Genomic DNA, 16,092 nt, shown 5'->3' with positions numbered 1-16,092 from the left:
AGGGGGCAAGGGCGTACTGATGTGACGTGCGGGCTGCGGGATCAGGCCAAGTCAGGCCGGCGGGACGTGAAGATACGCGTTTGTGGGATAGAAGGTGCGAATGATGGAAACCGAGGACGCCTCCATGGTCCGTCACGTCGCCGAGCGCCTGCTGAAGACCCACCCCGCCCTTGGTACCGAGGCAGTCGACGGCGCGGTGCAGACGGCGTACGACGAGTTCCGGTACGCCCGGGTACGCACGTACCTGCCGGTTCTCCTGGAGCGCAGAGCGGGAGACCTGCTCGAGAAGGACTCCCACGGCCGCCCGTGATCAGCGCACGGCGCCAGGCTCCCGCGGACACCGGCGCTCGCCGGCGGCCGCAGGGGCCCGTAGGGGGAAGGCCGTACGGTCGGGTCAGACTGCGGCGGGGAAGCGTTCCCAGACGCGGTGGGCCGCGAGCAGCTCCAGGAGTCGTGGCAGTCCTTGGAATCCCTCGGTGATGGTGACGCCGGGTTCGCCGACGGAGATCCCGGCGGCCTCGAAGAGGGCTTCGGCGCCGCCCCAGCCCGCGAGGGCCTTGCCGTGCTGGTAGGCCTCGGTGAGGAGAGCCAGGACACGCGGGTCACTGACGGGCGGCCTGGGGGCTCCGGCCTTGGCGTCGCGGGCGCCGTAGGCGTCGGCGCCCATTCCGGGCACGCCCGCGAACACGAGCGCGTCGAACTCGACCGAGCGTGCGGTGGCGAAGGTGCGCTGGACGGTGACCGGGTCACCGTCTGCGCCGAGCACGCCGCCGGCCGGGGCGATGACCAGGGGAACCATGCCGGCGTTCAGGACGGCCTCGCGGGCTTCGCGGACGCCGGTCATGTCGAGGGCCTGGCCGGTGACGATGCCGATGACGCGTCCGTCCAGCGGCCAGGTGCGGCCGAGTTGGGACAGGGCGGGGCTCGGGCGGACGTCCGCGAGGGGCTCGGTGGCGGCCGGCGCCGGCAGCCCGAGCCCTACCGCGACCTGGGCGCACAGCTCGGGGTCGATGTTGGCGAGCACGGCCAGGGTGCGTTCCTTCACGGCCTGCTCGTAGCACTTGGCCAGTTCGAAGGTGTAGGCGGCGATGATGTGCTCGCGCTCGACCGGGCTCATGCTGAGCCAGAACAGGCGGGGCTGGGAGAAGTGGTCGCTGTAGGAGGCGGGTGCTTCGCGGACCTTGCGTCCGGCCGGGACTTCGACGGGTACTTCGATGAACGCTCCGGTGTCGGCGCCGGCGAAGAAGGGGCAGCCGCCGTCGAGGCTGTTGGGCTTGTAGGGGGCGACTCCGCGGTGTACGGCTGTCTGGTGCATGCCGTCGCGTTGCATGTCGTTGACGGGCGCGTGGGTCCGGTTGATGGGCAGCTGGGGGAAGTTGGGGCCGCCGAGCCGGGTGAGCTGCGTGTCCAGATAGGAGAAGTTCCGTCCGGCGAGGAGCGGGTCGTCGGTGGCGTCGATGCCGGGGACCAGGTGGCCGGTGTGGAAGGCGACCTGCTCCACCTCGGCGAAGAAGTTCGACGGGTTCGCGTTCAGCGTCAGCAGCCCCACCGGCTTCACCGGCGCGAGCTCCTCCGGCACGATCTTCGTGGAGTCGAGGAGGTCGATCCCCTCGAACATCTGGTCCTCGGTGTCGGGGAACGTCTGGATGCCCAGCTCCCACTGCGGGAACGCACCGCACTCGATGGCGTCGAAGAGGTCCCGGCGGTGGAAGTCGGGATCCACCCCGGCCAGGATCTGCGCCTCTTCCCAGACGAGCGAGTGCACGCCCAGCTTGGGCTTCCAGTGGAACTTCACCAGCGTCCTGGTGCCCTGGGCGTTGATCAGGCGGAACGTGTGGACGCCGAAGCCCTCCATCATCCGGTAGGAGCGCGGGATGCCCCGGTCGGACATGTTCCACAGGGTGTGGTGGGTGGCCTCGGTGTGTAGGGACACGAAGTCCCAGAACGTGTCGTGCGCGCTCTGCGCCTGCGGGATCTCCCGGTCCGGATGCGGCTTGGCTGCGTGGATGACGTCGGGGAACTTGATCGCGTCCTGGATGAAGAACACCGGCATGTTGTTCCCGACCAGGTCGAAGACGCCTTCCTCGGTGTAGAACTTCGTCGCGAAGCCCCGGGTGTCGCGCACGGTGTCGGCGGAGCCGCGCGAGCCCAGCACGGTGGAGAAGCGGACGAACACCGGAGTCTCGACGTCCCGGGCGAGGAAGGCGGCCTTGCTGACGGCTTGCGCCGTGCCGTAGGACTGGAAGACGCCGTGCGCGGCCGACCCTCGGGCGTGGACCACGCGCTCCGGGATCCGCTCGTGGTCGAAGTGCATGATCTTCTCGCGCAGGTGATGGTCCTGCAGCAGCACCGGCCCCCGCGGGCCCGCCTTGAGCGAGTGGTCCGTATCCGGCAGGCGGACACCCTGCGCGGTGGTCAGGTACGCACCGCTCTGCGCCATCCGGGCCTGCTCCGCGCCCGTGGGCTGCCCCGTCGGGCTGACCGTCTCGGGGCCGCTCTGGTCCGCCTTCGGCGGCAACGGCTCGATCGGATCGACAGGCTCGGCCAGCTGGGGGGAGACGAGGGCCGGCTTGCCGGGGACCCCTTCTTCGGGGCCCCCTGCCGGACCGGCGTGCATGACGTCGGCGATCTTTGCGGCGACGGCCTTCACCGGATTCTTCTCGGACATCACGCATCTCCAGACGCAGGGGCCCTCGGGCCCCATACGTGTGACCCGAGCGCCGTGCACCGAAACCCCGCTGGGCTGTCTGGCCCCGCCGGCTCGGACCTCGAACCGCCGCGGCCGTCATTTCACCGCGCCTGCCCTTAGCGGGCGGGGATACGGCTTCGCGGGCCCCTGGTGCGGGGAGTTCCTGGTCGTCATGGGCGAACACCCGCTGCGGGGCGTCGGCGGCACACCGCACGACGCCGCGGTCGACGCACCGGTCCCGCTGCGCCACCTGAGGATGCCCGCCAGATGCGCGGACGTCGTCGAGAAATGCACTGGTTCGGCGCCTGGGTACGGCGTCTGGATTCGGCGCCTGGGTACGGCGCCCGGGTACGTTCCCGACCCGGGACGAGGCGACCACGCATTGCCCGCCCTGGCAGGCCGTTCACCACCCCGGCCCCTGCCGCGCTTTCGGGCTAACCGCGATGCGTGGTCCCGTCCGGCGGTGCTCCCGTCGGGGCCGCGGTCGATCCCGGACGGGGGCCGTGCCAGTCCAGGCACAGTACGGTCGCGTCGTCACTCGGTGGCCGGCCGTCGTAGGCGTCGCTGACCGCGCCGACCAAGGCGCGCACGACCTCCCGGGGATGCTCGGCGGCCGTCTTGCGCAACAGCGCGGGCAGGTCGACCGCTTCGGCTTCGCGTTCCTGCATGCCGTCGGTGTGGAGCAGGAGGCGGTCGCCGGGCCGCAGGTCGAGGTCCTGGACCCGGTAGAGGCCTTGGTGGTGGCCGATTCCGAAGGGCATGTCGACCGTCAGGCGCAGTTCGTCGACTGCGCCATCGCGCAGCCGGAACGGCCAGGGGTGGCCTGCGTTGACGAGCTGGGCGCCGCTCCCGTCGAGGGCGATCCGCAGGAGCTGGCCGGTCGCGAGGGTCCGGCGGCCGTGGTCGAGGAGTGCCTGGTGGGTTTGGCGGGCCTGCTCGGCGAGGTCTTCTCCGGCGCGGCGGGCGCCGCGGGAGGCATTGACCAGGAGGGTGGCCATCAGGGAGGCGGTGACGTCGTGCCCCATGGCGTCGGTGATCGACAAGTGCAGGGTGTCGTTGTCGAGGCTGTAGTCGTACGTGTCGCCGGCGGTGTCGGAGGCCGGGACCAGAGCCCCGGCGAGCGCGAACTCCGGGGCCTCGCACGAGGGGGCCGAGGGCAGGAGCTGGCGCTGGATCTCCGCGGACAGGCTGACGCCGGTGGTGCGGTTGCCCCAGTGATAGAGGTCGGTGAACCGGCGGTCCGTGACGATGATGTACGCGAGGGCGTGCGCGGCCTCCTCCACCTGGGCGAGGATCTCCGCGGTGACCTCGGTGAGGAAGAGCTCCAGGACGCCGATGGTGTCGCCGCGGTTGGTGACCGGGGCAAGGACCCGCTGGCCCTGCCCGCCGTCCGCGGCCAGCACCAGCCGCTGGCCGCGCAAGACGTCGTCGTAGACACCGCTGCCCGCGAGGGGGACCCGCTCGGCATCGCGCTCACGCCGCATGGCCTGCGTGTCGGTGACCCGCAGCAGGCGCCGGCCCACGACGTCGACGAACAGGAACGAGACGTACTTCGCGTCGAACCGGTCCCGAAGATTTCGTGCCACGACATCCAGAGACCGCACCGGCGCGGCATCCTCCGCCGCAGCCAGCACATCAGCCAGTCCGAACCCGTCCCGCTTCACATCAGCCTCCAAAGGTTGCAGGCTCTCCTTCCCACGAACGGCACGATCAACAACCCCGACCACCCGCGGCGCGCCCCAGCGAGGGGGCACCCCGCGGAACGGCAGCCGGACCTCCCCGAGGCGGCCGCGCGGCCGGACCGGCCGGGGCGTGGTTGTGGAGCGGGCACGGGCCGCCACCGCCCGAGCCGCCCGAGCGGGCGGGCGGGCGGGATACGCCGTGCCCGGCGCCGCTACCCCGGGTCCCGCACACACTCGTATCGGTGGTCGTGGTCCGGGTGTGGGACGAGGCTCTGCTGTCTGGTTCGGCGGCCATGGTCTGCCGTTCGGGGGGCAGGAGCGTGAGGAGGGGGAGTCGGCCCGGCGGGGCAACTCGCCACCACCGCGGTACGAACACGGACGAGGAGCAGCACGTGGAGAACCACGACAGCACGGCAGCACCTGATCCCGAGCGGCCCTCCCCCGGACTGCCGGACCGTGGTGCCGCCGTCGACGAGCACGGTCGCGCGCCGGGCGCGCCCTCCCGCACCGGTACCGGATCCGGCGCACCGCCGGCCGACCCGGATCGTGTCGAAGAGGCCGAGGAGCCGACGGAGCGATGACGTGACCCCGACTCGGCCCCGGGGTGAAGGCGTTCCCCTCAGAGGTGCGCCCGCACGGCCGGGTGGCCCAGGGTGCACTGCTCCTCCCGGCCACCGGGCGGCGGTGTGTGCCGAGAGCGCGCCCGCGCCTCAGGGCTCCTGGACGCCCGCGTCACGGTCGGATGCCGGCCAGACGTAGGGGACGTCGTCCGGAACGTCGGGGAAGTGCCCGCCGTAAAAGTCGGGGTCCTTGCGCACCAGCGCGGACTGGTGGCTACGGTGGAAGTCGGGGGCGCCGAGCCACGGTGGCAGGTCGCCGTCGGCGGCCAGCTGCTCCTGCGTCCTCGTCCGGCCGCCCGGCAGCCAGGCGCGGAAGTCCCCGACCAGGGTGGTGGCGCAGGTGTCGCTGCGCCCTTGCGCCGTCCAGACCCCGCACACGTCCAGTCCGTAGCGCACGAGCGCCTCCTCGTAGCCCGCCCACATCCGTACGGCCGGGTGCCTGCGCCAGCCGTAACCCGGGACGATCAGACCGCGCAGCACCTGCACGGCTTCGACCCGCTGCTTTCCGAGCCGGCGTGCGTCCAGCACGGCTGCGGAGGCCCGGAACGATGCGAACGGAAGGAAGGTCTGCACGGCTCCCTCTCCTCACTCGCTACGCCGGTTGTCGCCGCCCGGCCCGTACGTCACCCGGGTGCGGGCCGCATTCGACCGGTCCGTGCGCCGCGCCTGCCCTCCCGGTGGCCGGCGGAAACCGTCCCCGGGCGGGCCGCTCACCCCCGGCGGGACGGCGCGGGCGCCGCGGCCGGCGCGCCTGCCGTTACGGGTGAACCTTCCCGGGACGGCAGGGCCAACCGGTCCCCTCCCGGGTCGGGCGTGGCCGCACGGGGTACACGGTGTCCGGGCGGCACCGGCCGTCCGGAGGATAGGCGTGAAGGGGACCCCCTGTGGACGGGATCGTGCTGCTGAAGGAAGACCACAAGACCGTGGAAAAGCTGTTCAAGCGGTTCGAGAAGGCCGCGGACGACGCGCACGCGGAGAAGCGGGAGATCGCCGACCAGGTGATCGAGGAGCTCACCACGCACACCTGGATCGAGGAGAAGATCTTCTACCCGGCCGCCCGGGAAGCCGCCCCCGACACCAAGGACCACGTCCTGGAGAGCGTCGAAGAGCACCACGTGGTGCTGTGGATGCTGTCCGAACTCAAGGGTCTCGACCCGGCGGACGAGCGTTTCGACGCGAAGATGTCCGTCCTGATGGAGAACGTGCGCCATCACGTCGAGGAGGAGGAGAAGGAGTGGTTCCCGGACGTCCGCAAGGCAATGGGCCGCAACCGTCTGGTGGAGCTGGGCGAGCGGATGGAATCCGAGAAGAAGAAGGCCCCGTCCGATCCTCTCGCCGTTCCCAGCGCCGACCAGTAGGGGCGCCGCGGAGCAGGACGGTCCGGCCTCGTCGGCGCCGCCGGTTCGTTCCCGCCCCGGGCCGCCGAAACCCTGGCGCACCGGGGCCCCCGGGCCGGCGTCTTTCACGTCCCGTCGTCCCGTGAGTCCAGCGATCCGGTGTGACGTGCGCCGCGCGTGAGCACGCGTCGGCGGGGCAGGCGGTTGCGGGAGGTGGTCCTTCTTGCCCGGACGGGTGGATGTATCGCACATATTCCGGTCGGCGGCCGCAGCGCGGGCCGGTCATCTGAGGCGTGCGCTGAAGGAGGCGGGCAGCGAACGGGACGCCGTGCTCCTCGGCGCCAAAACCGTGGTCGCGGCCACGGCGGCGTGGCTGCTGGCTCGCTACCTGCTGCCGCCGGCCGTTTCGACGTTCGCGCCGTTCACCGCCCTGGTGGCACTGCAGGCGACCGTGTACCGCTCCGTCCGCGACTGCCTGCAGTACGTACTGGCCGTGGCGGCGGGAGCCGCGCTCGCCGCCACGCTGGCAGCTGTGGCCGGCATCCACGGGTGGACGTTCGCCCTGCTCACCCTCGTGGCGCTCTGTGTCGGCACGATCCGGGGCTTCGGACAGCAGGGCACCCAGGTCGCCATCGTCGGCTTCTTCGCGTTCTCCTCCGGTCAGGGCCGGATCGACTACATCGGCCACCTGGTCGCGTCCGTGGCCATCGGCGCGCTCTGCGGCCTCGCCGCCCACCTCGTCCTCGCACCCGCCCGGCACACCGACCACCGGCAACGCGCCGTCGCCGGCCTCTACACCACGATGGCCGACCGTCTCGGCGATCTGGCGGACACCCTGGAGGCGACCGATCCGGACCGCGGGCACCTGCGCCAGTGGCGCGGCGACTGGCGCAAGCTGTCCGGCGAGTGCGAGCGCATCCGGCACACCATCGAAGCCGAGATCGAGAACAGCCGCATGAACCCCCGCCACATCGTGAGCGACACCGACCGGGCCCTCCCCCGCGCGCGGGAGGCCGTCGCTCTCGCCGAACGCGTCATGGACCACATGCGCTCCCTGACCCGGACCCTGGACCATGCCCTCGGCAGCGGGGAGCTCGAGAGCCTCCCCACCTCCTTCCGGCCCCGTTTCGGCGCTGTCCTGCGCGCCACGGCCGCCGCGATGGAGGAGATCGGCCGGGAGTCCCCCAGCGATCCTGTCCTCCTCGACGCGAAGTTCGACGAAGCGGCCGCCGAACTGGACCGGGTACAGCGCTACGAACGGACCGCTTCGGAGGCCTCCCCCGCCGTCCACGCCCTGCAGGGCACCCTCGTCACGGATGCCGGACGCCTCTTGGCCGACCTCCGATCGGGCCGGCCGGCTCCCGTGGACGCCTGAGGGCGTCCGGCCGGGCCTGGGGTCGGCGCCCCGGGGCACGTTCTGGCGCGTCACGTATCCACGGACTCGTCCGAAAAGGGGTGAATCCCAGCCGTTGCGCTATCGAAGGCAGATGTGCGGGTAGCCGGTCAGCATGAACCCCGACCAGAACACCCCGCTCCGCGCTGTCGCACTCGTCTGTACCCTCTCCCCCTCCCCCGCTCCCTCCAGTTCCCAGCTGCTGGCCGAGCAGACCATGGCCGCGCTCGCGGAGCACGGCGTGACGGGTACGACCATCCGGATCGCCGACCACGACGTGAAGCCCGGCGTGGAAACCGACATGGGTGACGGCGACGCCTGGCCGCAGATCCGTGCCGCCGTCATGGACGCCGACATCCTGGTCCTCTCGACCCCGATCTGGCTCGGCCACGCCTCCAGCATCGCCCAGCGGGTCCTGGAGCGACTGGACGCCGAGATCTCCGAGACCGACGACGAGGGCCGCCTGCTCACCTACGGCAAGGCCGCGGCGGTCTGTGTCGTCGGCAACGAGGACGGCGCCCACAAGGTGAGTGCCGACCTGTTCCAGGGGCTCAACGACGTCGGTTTCTCCCTCGCGCCGAACGCGGTCACGTACTGGGTCGGTGAGGCGATGCAGGGCACCGACTACCAGGACCTCGACAAGACCCCCGAGAAGACCGCCTCCACCACGGCCACTCTGGCGGCCAACACGGCCCACCTGGCCCGGCTGCTCAAGGCAGCCCCCTACCCCGCGAGCTGACCCCCGCCGCCGACCGCCCCGCCCGGCGGAACGGAGGCGTACGCCACGGCCTGCCACGCCGTGGGCAGCACATCGGACAGGTACACGAAGCGCTCGTCGGACGGCCCGTCCGGGACCCGGATCGGGAGCGAGTTGCCGAACGGGACCCGCCAGGGGCTGTGCGGTCCGCCGAGCACGGTCCACGACCCGTCGGGGGTGGCCCTGGCCGCCGCCTGGATCTGGCCGGTGGCGAGGTCCGCTCCACCGGCTCCCAGCATCACCACCACCTCCTTCTCCCGGAACCGGCCGTCGGCGCCGCGCGCCCCCGGGTCGTGGCCGTCGTAGCGGGAGATGCTGCCGGTGTGCAGGGTCTTGGCGTGCCAGTGCGCGGGCCAGTCCGATTCGGGGAGGGACTGCGGCCAGGGGGGCGATGAGGGCGTCCGCGGGTCGTAGGCGAGGCGGTGGGCTTCGTCCCCGCGGTCGCCGCGCATCGCGGCGACCACGACGGGCGTGCCCATGAGGCGGGCCAGGGTGGCGGCCTCCACCGAGACGTCGCTGACGAACAGGGCGGGGCACTCGCGCCGGATCGGGCGCTCGCGCCGGATCCACTCGGCCATGGCGCCCATGCGTTCGCGGTGTTCCGGGTGGTGGACGGGAACCCAGTGCAGGCGCCCCCGGGCGGTGGGGTCGAGGGGGGCCGTCGCGGCGTCCGGCGGGAGGGACACCCAACTCCCGTTCCACGGCGGCGGCTTGGGGAGGGAGGACAGGACGGTCACCGGGCCTTGCACATGTGCGGCGATGCACTCGGCGCTGTGCAGGTGTCCGCGGCCCTGGTGGTGGACGTAGTAGCCGATCACCGCGCCACCTCCTCGTACAGGCGGGTGTGGGCGTCGGCGGCGCGGCCCGCGTCGGCGCCGGACGCGGTCGGCGGGCCCGGATTCAGCCGAGGTGCTGTTCCAGCCAGTCCGCGGCGGCGCGCCGGTAGAGCCGCCGGTTGTCCGCCCGCAGGAACTCGTGGCCCTCGTTGCGCAGTGTCAACTGCTGTGCGGGCAGACCCCGTTCGCGGGCCGCGCGGACGAACTGCGCCGATTCCCCCGGCGGCACGTTGGTGTCGTGCTCTCCGTGCACGGTCAGCACGGGAACACGCAGTTGATCGATGCGGCTCATCGGGGACAAGGCGCGCAGCAGCTCCCGGTCGTGCTCGGGGTGGCCGTACTTGGCGGCCGCCGACTGCGCGATCCACGGCTCCGTGCCTGCGAAGAACGTGGCGAGGTCCGACATCCCGCAGACCGCGACCCCGGTGCGGAAGAGTTCCGGGTGCCACACCAGGGCGGCCATGGTGAGGTATCCGCCGTACGAGCGGCCCATCACGCCGAGCCGGAGGGGGTCGGCGTACCCGAGCGCGACCACGTGGGCGGCGCAGTCGGCGACGTCGTCGATCGCCGCGAACCGGCCGGCGCCCAGGTCCGCGTCCACGAACGACCGGCCCCAGCCGGACGAACCGCGGACGTCGGGGGCGAACACGTCCAGGCCCCTGCCGAGCAGTTCGTGGTAGAGCGGATTGAACACGGGGCGTTCCTGTTCCTCGGGGCCGCCGTGGAGGTGGATCACGCACGGCGCCGGCCGGCCGGCGTCCCGGCCGGGCGACCGGTAGTACCAGCCGCCCAGCGTCAGCCCGTCGCGGGCCGCGCAGCGCAGGGCCACCGGTCGTACGGGAGGCCGCCCCGGCGGGACCGCCTGCTCGTCCCTCGCCGACCAGCCGGTGCGTACGGGCACGAGGCCTTCGTCCACTTCCCAGATCCCGGGCCTGCGGCGGGATCCCGACAGGGCCGCGAACAGCCCGCCGCGTTCGACGGGGGCGATGCGGGTCACCACCTCGTGGGGCAGGACCGGATGGCGGGCCGGTCCGACGCCGTCGTCGGTGGAAGCGCGGGGAAGCCCGGCGGTTTCCAGCCGGGTCGCGCCGTGCGCGTTCCAGGCGAGGACGGCCCACCGGCCGTGGTCGGGCACGCTCAGCAGATCAAGGCCGCATCGGTCTCGCTCGGCGGCGACGGACAGGCCCCGCGCCCCGCCGCCCGCGTCGAGGCGCACGCGCAGCAGGGCCGCGAACTCCCGTTCCGCGTCGCTGCGCAGCCACAGCGTCCGCGCGTCGGGGGAGAACCGGCCGATCCACGGGTCCCCGTCGGCGACGTGCAGGGAGAAGGTGGTGCGGCCCGAGGCGGTGTCGAGTACGAGGGCTTCCCGTCGGCCGCGCGGTCCGCGGCGGACGAGCGCGAAGCGGGCGTCCGCGGTGGTGTCGCACACCCGGAGGGAGGCCGCTCCCTCCTCGGCGAACAGCAGCACCGGGGCGGCGGCTCCGTCTGGGTCGAGCAGGTAGGCGGCGAGCCCGCCGCCCACGGCCCCGCCGGGGCCGACGGCCACGGCCCCACCAGGGCCGGCGGCCGGTGCGCCGCCGGCCGGCGTGAGGACGGATCCGCTCGCGGACGGTACCGGATACTGGGCGACCGTGACGGCGAGCGCGGTGCCGTCACGCGTCCAGCACCCGAGGTGGGCCGAGCTGCCGGGTTCCGCGCCCGCGAGGACCTGGCGTCCGGTTCCGTCCGGGCGTACCACCAGGACCCGGGTGTGCTCGCCGCCGCCGGGCGCCGAGGTGTAGGCGATCCAGCGGCCGTCCGGTGACCAGGACACCTCCGACACCGGGTCGGGTGCACCGTCCAGCACGTGGGCTTCGGTGCCGCGTGCGGGTCCGCTCCACAGCTGGGGCACCCCGGCCCGGTCGCAGATGAACGCGACGTGCTCCCCCGTCGGGTCGGCCGCCGGGTACCAGCACCCGTGGGCGGCGAGGAGGGTCGGCGGGTCGGCGCCGCGGCGGCCTGGCATCCGGACGGGCGCGGGGGCCGACGGGGCCGCACCGGCGGAAGCGGTGGAGGCGGTGGCTCCGCGGTGCGGTCCGGACCGGTACTCCAGGGGTTTCACGTGTTCGGGGGGCATGGGCCTCCTCTCCGGTCTCTGTCCCGGTCGCTCACTTCCGGATGTCGGCGTTCAGGCGCTCGGGCGTTCAGGTGTTCGGGCGGTCAACGGATGCCGTGCGTCTGGAGCCAGATCTCCAAGGACGCCACCTGCCACAGGGTGTTGGCCCCGCGCCTGGTCCGATGGTCGTTGGGCTCGGCGAGCAGCCGGTCCACGGAGCGCCGATCGAAGATCCCGCGCCCCCGGGCCTCCGGAGCCCCGAGGGCGTCGCGTACGCGGTTCAGGACGGGCTGGGCCATGTTCCGGACAGCCGGTACGGGGAAGTAGCCCTTCGGCCGGTCGACGATCTCCCGTGGCAGGACCGTACGGCCGACGTCCTTGAGCACGCCCTTGCCGCCCTGCGCGAGCTTCAGACCGGGCGGGCAGGCGGCGGCCAGCTCGACAAGTTCGTGGTCCAGGAACGGCACCCTCGCCTCCAGTCCCCAGGCCATCGTCATGTTGTCGACCCGCTTGACCGGGTCGTCGGGCATCAGCGCGTGGACGTCCATCCGGAGGGCCGCGTCGAGGGCGCTGTCGGCGCCCGGGGCGGCCATGTGGGCGCGGACGAAGTCCGTCGAGGCGTCGTGACGGGGGGCGAAGTCCTGATGCAGCATGGCCGTGATCTCGGCGTGGGTGCGGTCGAAGTACGCCGCCGCGTACGCCTCGTCCGCACCGGCCCGGGTGGCCGCGGCGATCTGCGGATACCAGTGGTAGCCCGCGAGCACCTCGTCCGCGCCCTGGCCGCACAGCACGACCTTGACCTCCTTGGAGACCTGTTCCGACAGCATGTGGAACGCCACGGCGTCGTGGCTGACCATCGGCTCGCTCATGGCGCCGATCGCGGATTCCAGCGCGGCCGGGAGCCGGTCGGAGGTGATCAAGAACTGGTGGTGGTCGGTCGAGTACCGGCGGGCGACCAGGTCCGAGTAGCTGAACTCGTCGCCCTCCTCCCCGTTCTCCGACTCGAAGCCCATGGCGAAGGTCGCGAGGTCCTCCTGCCCCTCCTCGGCGAGCAGCGCGACGATCAGGCTGGAGTCGAGGCCGCCCGAGAGGAGCACGCCCACGGGGACGTCGGCGACCGTGCGCCGCCGCACCGCCGTGCGCAGCGCGTCGTGCACCGCTTCCCGCCAGAGTCCCGGGTCCTCGCCGAGCTCGGAGCGCCGGGTGTACGAGGGCTGCCAGTAGCAGTGGTCACGGTGGCTGCCGTCCGGCTCGATGACGCGGACGGTGGCCGGCGGGACCTTCCGCACGCCGGACAGCACGGTGCGGGGCGCCGGGACCGTACCGTGCCAGCTCAGGTACTGGTGGAGCGCCACCGGGTCGAGGGACGTGTCGACTCCGCCGCCCGCCAGCAGGGCGGGCAGCGTGGAGGCGAAGCGCAGGCGGTCGCTGTCCTGGGACACGTACAGGGGTTTGATGCCTAGCCGGTCCCGGCCGAGGACGACGCGGCCAGTGTGGTGCTCGACCACGGCGAAGGCGAACATGCCGACGAGGAAGTCCACGCACTCCGGGCCCCACTGGGCGTAGGCCTTGACGACCACCTCGGTGTCGGAGCCCGAGAAGAAGCGGTACCCGAGCCCCTCAAGGCGGCGGCGCAGATCCCGGTGGTTGTAGATGCAGCCGTTGAAGGCGGCGGTGAGGCCCAGGTGTGCGTCGGTCATGGGCTGCGCGCCGCGCTCGGACAGGTCGATGATCTTCAAGCGGCGGTGCCCCAGCGCCACCGAGCCCTGTGACCACGCGCCTCTGCCGTCCGGTCCCCGCGGCTCCAGCACGTCGGTCATCCTCTCGACCGCGGCCAGGTCGGGCCGTCGGCCGTCGAAGCGCGCCTCACCGCTCAGACCGCACACGGGGCACCTGCTGTCAGCACGGCTCCGAGCGGGGTCTTCCCCTTCGGTACCTCGCTCTCCGTAGAGCTCCGGGTCACGGTCACGTACGCCATCACTGCACTCCTGTGCCGGTTCGGCCCGGCACCGGTCGGGCAGGCCCGAACGGGCGGTCGACATACAGGGCGCCTGCCCGGCCCGGCGGCCCGTAAGCGGACCCGCGCGCCGGCCCGTCGCGCACGCCGGGACAGCGGTTCCCGTCCCCTGCCGCCGAGAACTGACCTTCTGCCGCACCCGACGGCTCGAACGTCCCGTTTATGTCCGGGCGGGTTTCAAAGCGCGAGGCGGGTGAAGAAGCGACGTGACACCGACCTCGTCGCACACGGCAGGAGACACATCGTGGGCATCATCGCTTGGATCCTCATCGGGCTGCTTGCCGGCTTCATCGCGAAGGCGCTGATGCCGGGCAAGGACCCGGGCGGCATCATCATCACCATGCTCATCGGCATCGCGGGCGGTCTGCTCGGCGGATGGCTCGGCAAGGTCATATTCGGCGTCGACTCCATCGACGGCTTCTTCGACCTCTCCACCTGGATCGCCGCCATCATCGGCTCGGTCATCCTCCTCGTCGTCTACCGCCTCGTCACCGGCGGCCGGCGCTCGCACCGGCACGCCTGACCGGACGACGGTCGGTCCCCGCGCGAAGGGTCGCGGGGGCATGACCCCGACGACACCCCGCTGACCGGGAGAAGACCATGGCTCCTCCGGAGAACGATGACGTCGCCTATCGGGACGGCCGGGAAGAGCTGCGCCGCGGCCGGGTCGAAGAAGTCCGCGACCCCGGGCCCCACGCGGTCTACCGGATCCGGAACGAGCGGACCAACGAGATCCAGGTCATCACCCAAGGACAGCGGGAGGCCGAGGCCCCCGAAGCCGGGTGACCGGACCGCACGGTGATGCCGCTCAGTCGTCTCTGCCCGGCCCCCTCGGGGGCCGGGCAGACGTCGTAAGAGCCACCCATGCCACCCATGCCGGTGGGGGACGAGTCCGGTCGGCCGCGCGGGCCTCATTCGGTCATGGCCGCGCCCGTCACGAGGCCGATCAGTTCCGGCAGCCCCGCATCGGCCAGGGCGCGGCGCTGGCGGTCGGCGGGAGTACCCCCTCGCAGGAGCCGGTGGACCAGCGCGCTCACTTCCCGGAGGTCGCCGGCCTCCTTGAGGGCCGGGGTGATGTGCCGCAGGAGCGCGGACAGCACGTCTCCGCTGCTGTGCGGGACGCCGAGCGGGTCCATCAGTGTCCCGTTGAGGCCGTACCGGGCCGCGTGCCAGGTGCCGGCCTGTACCAGCTCCGGCGCGACCACCGTGAGGGGTGCTTGCGACTTCTCCTCGGCGATCGCCGTGGCGACGAGGCCGCGTACGACACCGGCGAACATGACGGCGTCGTCGGCCCGCAACTGGACGTCCAGGCAGCGCACCTCTACCGTCGGGTAGCGGTCGGACAGCCGGGCCTGCCAGTACACCTGCCCCCGGTCCGCGATGGCCCCCGAAGCCACCAGGGCGTCCAGACGCCGTTCGTAGTCGGCGATGCCGTCGAAGTGCGGCGGCGGACCGCTGACCGGCCACCGGCCGAACACGATGGTGCGCCAGCTGGCGAACCCGGTGTCCCGCCCGTCCCACAAGGGCGAGTTCGCGGACATGGCCAGCAGCGTCGGCAACCACCCCCGGATCCGGTTCAGCACCGCGACGCCCATCTGCGGATCGGGGACCTCCACGTGGACGTGCATCCCACAGATCAGCTGCTCGTCGACCAGCTGCCGGGCCTCCCCCTCCATCTTCAGGTAGCGCGGCGTAGGAGTCACCGGTACGCGCAGCACGCCGCGCACCGGGGCCGCACCCGTGGCGGCGATCCGGCAGCCGTTCGCCTCGGCGGCCGCGGCCACCGCGTGACGCAGGCGCAGCAGGTGGCCGCCCACCTCGTCAAGGCTCCAGCACACGGGAGTGGCCACCTCGATCTGGGCCTGCAACAGCTCGTCCTGGACTTCGCCGCGCTCCGCGAACGGCCCCAGACCCGCCGTGCGGCGGACCTCCTCCACCATCGGTGACGGCACACCTGTAGTGGGGTCCACCAGCAAATACTCTTCTTCCACGCCCACAGTGATCACGTGGAGCGACTACCCCGGCACGCCATGATCACCCCCGGTCCTCCGCGAGCGCACCCCGAACGGGGGACGGGCAGGGCGTCACGGCGGGCCGGGGACCACGCGGCGGACCGTCGGCGGTCCCGGACCCGGTCCGGCCCGGTGTCCGGTGCGCATGCACGCCAGTCGGGTCCGTGTGAGATGCGGCCCGACCGGGGCACGCGCACCATGACCGGGACATCACACCGTCGATGGAGGGTCACGTCATGCCGCGAGGATCGAGCCCCAAGCGCGAGCGCCAGTACGAGCACGTCAAGGAGTCGGGCGAGAAGCGCGGTATGCCGGAGGACCGCGCGAAGGAGATGGCCTCCCGCACGGTGAACAAGGAGCGCGCCCGTTCGGGCGAGAGCAGGACCGCGAGCCGTGGTTCCACTCGGGGCAAGTCCGCCGCGCAGCGCGGTGGCGAGAAGTCCGGCGGTGGCGGCTCGTCCGAACGCACCAAGGACGACCTCTACCAGGAGGCCAGGAAGCGCGGTGTCGAGGGCCGCTCGACGATGACCAAGCAGCAGCTCAAGAACGCGCTCGGCCACTGACCTCGGGGGGTTCCGCGCGGGCGGCCTCCCTCGTCGGGACCCCGCGCGCTCTCCCAGGGACCTCGCGCGCTGTCGTACCTCCCACTCCCAC

At 72.3% G+C, this 16,092-nt stretch carries 14 protein-coding genes and 1 pseudogene; 8 read left to right on the top strand and 7 right to left on the bottom strand.

Annotated features, from left to right (window positions below; genetic code table 11):
* The first annotated feature begins 100 nt into the window (after positions 1–100).
* On the top strand, positions 101–310 hold the full coding sequence (locus OTB16_RS27580) for a three-helix bundle dimerization domain-containing protein (protein ID WP_267723495.1): 210 nt from the start codon (positions 101–103) through the stop codon (positions 308–310).
* Positions 311–394: 84 nt separating this feature from the next.
* Here OTB16_RS27580 and OTB16_RS27575 read toward each other — a convergent pair whose 3' ends face one another.
* Entirely contained in the window at positions 395–2,668 is a 2,274-nt protein-coding gene (locus OTB16_RS27575; RefSeq protein WP_267723494.1) for a catalase, read from the bottom strand.
* Between the two features lie 455 nt (positions 2,669–3,123).
* A complete protein-coding gene (locus OTB16_RS27570; protein ID WP_267723563.1) occupies positions 3,124–4,353 on the bottom strand; it encodes a PP2C family protein-serine/threonine phosphatase in 1,230 nt (409 codons plus the stop codon).
* Between the two features lie 410 nt (positions 4,354–4,763).
* On the opposite strand from OTB16_RS27570, the gene OTB16_RS27565 reads away from it, so the two are divergent.
* Complete coding sequence (locus OTB16_RS27565; RefSeq protein ID WP_267723493.1) at positions 4,764–4,952, top strand: hypothetical protein; 189 nt, start codon at positions 4,764–4,766, stop codon at positions 4,950–4,952.
* Between the two features lie 129 nt (positions 4,953–5,081).
* Here OTB16_RS27565 and OTB16_RS27560 read toward each other — a convergent pair whose 3' ends face one another.
* Entirely contained in the window at positions 5,082–5,564 is a 483-nt protein-coding gene (locus OTB16_RS27560) for an MSMEG_6728 family protein (protein WP_267723492.1), read from the bottom strand.
* 311 nt (positions 5,565–5,875) lie between these two features.
* On the opposite strand from OTB16_RS27560, the gene OTB16_RS27555 reads away from it, so the two are divergent.
* From OTB16_RS27555 to OTB16_RS27545, 3 genes are all read left to right on the top strand, one after another.
* Positions 5,876–6,349, top strand: a complete 474-nt coding sequence (locus tag OTB16_RS27555; protein WP_267723491.1) for a hemerythrin domain-containing protein — start codon at positions 5,876–5,878, stop codon at positions 6,347–6,349.
* 202 nt (positions 6,350–6,551) lie between these two features.
* A complete protein-coding gene (locus OTB16_RS27550; RefSeq protein WP_267723490.1) occupies positions 6,552–7,703 on the top strand; it encodes an aromatic acid exporter family protein in 1,152 nt (383 codons plus the stop codon).
* 133 nt (positions 7,704–7,836) lie between these two features.
* Positions 7,837–8,460 (top strand): flavodoxin family protein, encoded by a 624-nt coding sequence (locus OTB16_RS27545; protein ID WP_267723489.1) that lies wholly within the window; start codon positions 7,837–7,839, stop codon positions 8,458–8,460.
* 11 nt (positions 8,461–8,471) lie between these two features.
* Here the strand turns inward: OTB16_RS27545 and OTB16_RS27540 are convergent.
* From OTB16_RS27540 to OTB16_RS27530, 3 genes and pseudogenes are all read right to left on the bottom strand, one after another.
* Positions 8,472–8,612, bottom strand: a pseudogene (locus OTB16_RS27540) (glutathione-dependent formaldehyde dehydrogenase); the annotation flags it as partial.
* A 766-nt stretch (positions 8,613–9,378) separates the two neighbouring features.
* The gene (locus OTB16_RS27535; protein ID WP_420717808.1) at positions 9,379–11,430 is read right to left on the bottom strand and encodes a S9 family peptidase; all 2,052 of its coding nucleotides are present in this window, start codon (positions 11,428–11,430) and stop codon (positions 9,379–9,381) included.
* An 83-nt stretch (positions 11,431–11,513) separates the two neighbouring features.
* Complete coding sequence (locus OTB16_RS27530) at positions 11,514–13,295, bottom strand: N-acetylglutaminylglutamine amidotransferase (RefSeq protein WP_267723488.1); 1,782 nt, start codon at positions 13,293–13,295, stop codon at positions 11,514–11,516.
* Positions 13,296–13,670: 375 nt separating this feature from the next.
* Between OTB16_RS27530 and OTB16_RS27525 the strand changes: the two genes are divergently transcribed.
* Both OTB16_RS27525 and OTB16_RS27520 read left to right on the top strand, forming a co-directional pair.
* On the top strand, positions 13,671–13,949 hold the full coding sequence (locus tag OTB16_RS27525; protein WP_267723487.1) for a GlsB/YeaQ/YmgE family stress response membrane protein: 279 nt from the start codon (positions 13,671–13,673) through the stop codon (positions 13,947–13,949).
* A gap of 77 nt (positions 13,950–14,026) precedes the next feature.
* Positions 14,027–14,212, top strand: coding sequence for a hypothetical protein (locus OTB16_RS27520; RefSeq protein WP_267723486.1), 186 nt, complete (start codon positions 14,027–14,029; stop codon positions 14,210–14,212).
* Positions 14,213–14,337: 125 nt separating this feature from the next.
* Here OTB16_RS27520 and OTB16_RS27515 read toward each other — a convergent pair whose 3' ends face one another.
* Positions 14,338–15,432: a carboxylate-amine ligase gene (locus tag OTB16_RS27515; protein WP_267723485.1), complete on the bottom strand. Its 1,095-nt coding sequence runs from the start codon at positions 15,430–15,432 to the stop codon at positions 14,338–14,340.
* Positions 15,433–15,674: 242 nt separating this feature from the next.
* Between OTB16_RS27515 and OTB16_RS27510 the strand changes: the two genes are divergently transcribed.
* Entirely contained in the window at positions 15,675–16,001 is a 327-nt protein-coding gene (locus OTB16_RS27510; RefSeq protein ID WP_267723484.1) for a plasmid stabilization protein, read from the top strand.
* Positions 16,002–16,092: the final 91 nt, after the last annotated feature.

It is taken from the genome of Streptomyces antarcticus (assembly GCF_026627255.1).
In the GTDB taxonomy this organism is placed as follows: Bacteria; Actinomycetota; Actinomycetes; order Streptomycetales; family Streptomycetaceae; genus Streptomyces; species Streptomyces antarcticus.
The sequence above is the reverse complement of the archived record's forward strand: the minus strand, read 5'-3'. Positions and strand labels throughout refer to the sequence as shown.